Below are 4,062 nucleotides of genomic sequence, written 5' to 3'. Positions count from 1 at the left end.
AGGTAGAACACCCGTTTCGAATCATCAAATGTCAGTTCGGCTTTATCAAAGCACGCTATAAAGGGCTGACGAAAAATGACTCACAGTTAGCCATGCTATTCACCTTGGCGAACCTGTTTAAAGTAGACCAGATGTTACGACGACAGCCAAGATCTGTCTGAAATCCGGGAACAGCCTGGAATTAGGTCGAAATTCGGCGTAAAACGGCAGTATATTGGCCAAAATTGAACAGTTAGCGTTCAAAAATCAGGCGGGCCGCTCAAAACCTCGCTCTATACCTAAATTGCAGGACTTGTTCGCAGTTTCCTTAGTAACCAGCTTTGGTCATATTAAGCGTCTATATTTTTGAGGCTTAATACTGGTACGGGGGTGACTGCCACTCTAACGTGAGCCGAGCAGCAGTCTTTTACCGAAGAATGATGAGTTATACCAATCACAATAAGTATGTGATCAGAAATAGCGCAGGAAAAACGCTTGAGAACAAAGCAGGATTTTTAGATAAGTAGTTATTCTACAATTAAAAATACTAATACAGTTATCGAGCGTTTTAACAAGCTAGAATGATCAATTATTTATTACGATTGGTATTAATAGCATCAGCCTTGCTGCATGAAGGCCTCTATCTCCGCAATGGAACGTGGTACCTGTTTTGATAGGTTCTCATGGCCGTCGGCGGTGACCAAGATATCGTCTTCGATGCGGATCCCCATGCCGCGGTAGGCTTCGGGCACATCTGTGGCTGATTCCGGAATATAGATACCTGGCTCTATGGTAAAGATCATCCCTGCCTCAAGCTGACGCCACTGGCCGTTTTCATCATGATATGGGCCGACATCATGGACATCCATCCCCAGCCAGTGCCCCGTCTTATGCACGGTGAAGCGTTTGTAGCTTTCGCTGGCCATGATCTCCTCATAGCTTCCCTGTAATAGGCCGAGTTCGATGAGGCCGCGGGCCATCACCTGCATGCAGGTCTCATAGAGCTCGTTCCATGGCGTGCCGGGGGTTACCTTGGCGATAGCGGCATCCAGTGCATCCAATACTAGCTGGTAGATCGCACCTTGGGCTTGGGTAAACTTACCATCGACCGGATAGCTGCGGGTGATATCGGCGGCGTAGTGGTTGAGCTCGGCGCCGGCGTCGATCAGCAGCATCTGGCCAGATTTGGTCTGACAGCAGTTCTCTTCATAATGTAGGCAGCAGGCGTTGTTGCCCGCCGCTACTATGTTGGGATAGGCGACCTCGTTAGCGCCGAGTGCGGCGATAGCATAGTTAAAGGTTGCGGCCAGCTGCGCCTCATTGATGCCTGCGCGGCAGGCCTTCATCACTGCCTTGTGGCCGTCGACAGAAGCGTTAACCGCGGCGCGTATTGCCGCTTGTTCGCTCTCATCTTTAATCACCCTAAGTGGATGAAGGTATTTGGCCAGTGGCGTGATGCTCCGATAGCATTTGGGTGTATCGAAACCGCTGGCGTGGCGCTGGGCGTTACACCAATCGATTAATTTGTGGTTAAAGCGGCCCAGTTCGTCACTGATAAATACCTGACGCTGATGGGTGAGACTCGACGCCATCACGGTATCTAGTTCGGCGATGTCAAAGGCTTGAGTCGCACCGAATTTTTCGATGGCACCGGTAATGCCTGCTCTGGCACCGAAACTGACCTCCAGTTGTGGATCACTTGGGCGGCATAGCAAGGTATAGATTATCTCTCCTTGGGGGCCACGATAGAGCAATGCGACGGCGTCAGGCTCATTAAACCCTGTAAGGTAAAGAAAATCATTGTCTTGGCGAAAGTGATACTTGATGTTCTTGCTACGTACCTTTTGCTGATAACCGACAAGAATCACAAAGCTGTCGTCGGGGAGCTTATCCATGAGGCGTTGGCGTCTGATTGAGTGAAGGGTGTTTACTGGCATCTCTATCTCTTGTGTAGCTATTAGCGATTGGTTTAACTATATTTGTATATTTTATTCATTTCTAGTCCCCTTCGACTTTATTCGTGATTGTGCGGTGCATTTTGTTGATTCAAGTGTGATAATACTGTTCAACTAATTATTGGGTTCAGTCGAATTGGGGAAGTTTTCGTGAATCGTGCCGTTTTCCTGGATAGAGATGGAGTGATTAATGTCGACCATGGTTATGTGCATCAGGTCGATGATTTCGAATATGTCGAAGGCGTATTCGAAGCGTGCGCCGCGTTAAAGCAGCAAGGCTATAAGCTGGTGGTGGTGACTAATCAGTCGGGTATTGCCCGTGGACTCTACACGGAAGATCAGTTTCATAGTCTGACCGAATGGATGGATTGGAACTTCGCCGATAAAGGTGTCGACCTCGATGGTATCTATTACTGTCCCCATCACAGTGAGAAAGGCATAGGCGAGTATAAACAGGACTGTGATTGTCGTAAGCCTAAGCCGGGCATGCTCAAGAGTGCGGCGCAGTTCTTGAAGATAGATCTTAGCCGTTCTGTCATGGTGGGCGACAAGCGTGACGACATGTTGGCTGCGCAGGCCGCAGGAGTGCCGACCCGTATCTTAGTGCGCACGGGTAAAACGGTGACAGATGAGGCTATTGCCGCCGCCAGTGTCGTTTTAGACTCTGTCGCCGATGTGCCCGCTTACCTAAGTTCTTTGCAAGATGCTTAATGGTTTAAGCGCTGCATGTAATCTAAACCCGATTCGCTGATTAATGCTTATCTAGGCTAGTGTTTACTGAAGCTAGTGTTTACTGAGACTAGTGTTTACCAAGATTAGTCTTTACCTTAGGCGGGGATACATTTTGTCCCTTGGCATACTCAGCGCCATCAGCGTTGGCGCTGAGTAGCCGCTGCTTAAAGGCAAGGCTACACTCGCTGCGCGGCGTGTCAATAAAGTCAGTTTGATAGTGTTGACATAGTGAATCGAGCATAGCTTCCCAAGGCGCATCGCCCGAATAGTCACTGAGGTTATGCCAGCGTTTGTTTGCCGTATCGACTAAGATAAGCCGTTCATCTTTAGGTAGCATGACCAGTTGCCATTGCAGGGCATACACTGAACGCTGCTTTAATTGTATATAGTTGTGATAGGACTCAGGTTTCATCACAGCGCGTCCATCTTTTCTAATTTCGTAATGAGATGCGGTTTCCGACATCACCTTTTTGTCATCGATAAAGCTGGTATTAATTGAGGCTACCGGTCGTGATGACTCGACAAATATATGTCGCTGATTGTCGCTAGGGGTCAGCGGTTTTGTTAAATCTTGAGGCAGTGGCTGACCGTCAAACTTCAAGTTTTCAGATGCCATTGCCTCGTCGTTTGCAGCAGAAAGGTTGGCAACTATGCTGGGTGCGACGTCAATCAGTGAAAACAATCCATCGACTTTGCCTACTGGATTCACTGGTTTACCGTTTCGGTACCTTAATGACGCGAGCAGCACTTGTGATTGCTCCTGAGATAAAACATTGGTGCCATGGCCCCAGGCCGCAACATTGAGCGCCATTGGCAGCGCAGCATCGGCTGTTTGCGTTTCAGTATCGGTTGCCGCGAGTCTATCTTGACTCAACATGAACCCCTCACCGTGATCCGATAACAGGTACACCACAGCATTGTCTAAGGAAGGTGCGAATAAGTCCCGTGCTTGCTCTGCGTGTGCTTAAAGTGGATAGATGCAAGGCACAGTTTGCAGCGAATGGCCCTAGTCCTTCGCAAGAACTGTAACGCAGCAAATACCGCTGTAAGCCTCGCCCTGCGGGGCTTTGATAGCAACACCATTTCGGCGTTATTCAACTTCAGCAGGCCTCGGCATGCCCTCAGTTGAATGCCTTGAACTGTCGCTGTGTAGTGGCATAGTGAATTTGGCCACCTGAATAGACGAAGTGATAGACTCACTTCCAGAGAAAAGGTGGTAGAAATGAAGAACACAAGACCGACATTCAGTGCAGAGTTCAAATTAGAAGCTGCGCAGCTGGTAACGAAACAGGGATACAGCATAGCTGAGGCTGCAAACGCGATGGGCGTGAGTAATTCAGCCATGCGTAAATGAGTAAACCAGCTTCGACAGGAGCAGCAAGGCATATCCCCCAAA

3 protein-coding genes and 2 pseudogenes are annotated in these 4,062 nt (G+C 48.8%); 3 read left to right on the top strand and 2 right to left on the bottom strand.

What is annotated here, in order from left to right; all coding sequences use genetic code 11:
* Positions 1-161, top strand: a pseudogene (locus L1D47_RS20315) (IS5/IS1182 family transposase); the annotation flags it as partial.
* Positions 162-596: 435 nt separating this feature from the next.
* Here L1D47_RS20315 and L1D47_RS20310 read toward each other — a convergent pair.
* A complete protein-coding gene (locus tag L1D47_RS20310) occupies positions 597-1,916 on the bottom strand; it encodes an aminopeptidase P family protein (RefSeq protein WP_239886581.1) in 1,320 nt (439 codons plus the stop codon).
* Positions 1,917-2,084: 168 nt separating this feature from the next.
* Here L1D47_RS20310 and gmhB point away from each other — a divergent pair, with 168 nt between their 5' ends.
* Positions 2,085-2,645 (top strand): D-glycero-beta-D-manno-heptose 1,7-bisphosphate 7-phosphatase, encoded by a 561-nt coding sequence (gene gmhB / locus L1D47_RS20305; protein ID WP_239886580.1) that lies wholly within the window; start codon positions 2,085-2,087, stop codon positions 2,643-2,645.
* A gap of 88 nt (positions 2,646-2,733) precedes the next feature.
* Here gmhB and L1D47_RS20300 read toward each other — a convergent pair whose 3' ends face one another.
* On the bottom strand, positions 2,734-3,543 hold the full coding sequence (locus L1D47_RS20300) for a hypothetical protein (RefSeq protein ID WP_239886579.1): 810 nt from the start codon (positions 3,541-3,543) through the stop codon (positions 2,734-2,736).
* A 345-nt stretch (positions 3,544-3,888) separates the two neighbouring features.
* On the opposite strand from L1D47_RS20300, the pseudogene L1D47_RS20295 reads away from it, so the two are divergent.
* Positions 3,889-4,017: pseudogene (locus tag L1D47_RS20295) on the top strand (transposase); the annotation flags it as partial.
* Positions 4,018-4,062 lie beyond the last annotated feature (45 nt).

The sequence above is a fragment of the Shewanella sp. Isolate7 genome (genome assembly GCF_022398425.1).
In the GTDB taxonomy this organism is placed as follows: domain Bacteria; phylum Pseudomonadota; class Gammaproteobacteria; order Enterobacterales; family Shewanellaceae; genus Shewanella.
Note: the sequence above shows the minus strand (reverse complement) of the source record. Positions and strands in the feature narration are given on the sequence as shown.

What these genes read in the sequence shown, in the direction of transcription:
- L1D47_RS20300 (WP_239886579.1), bottom strand. Translation starts at nt 3,543, where the DNA reads ATGTTGAGTCAAGATAGACTCGCGGCAACCGATACTGAAACGCAAACA.
- L1D47_RS20310 (WP_239886581.1), bottom strand. Translation starts at nt 1,916, where the DNA reads ATGCCAGTAAACACCCTTCACTCAATCAGACGCCAACGCCTCATGGAT.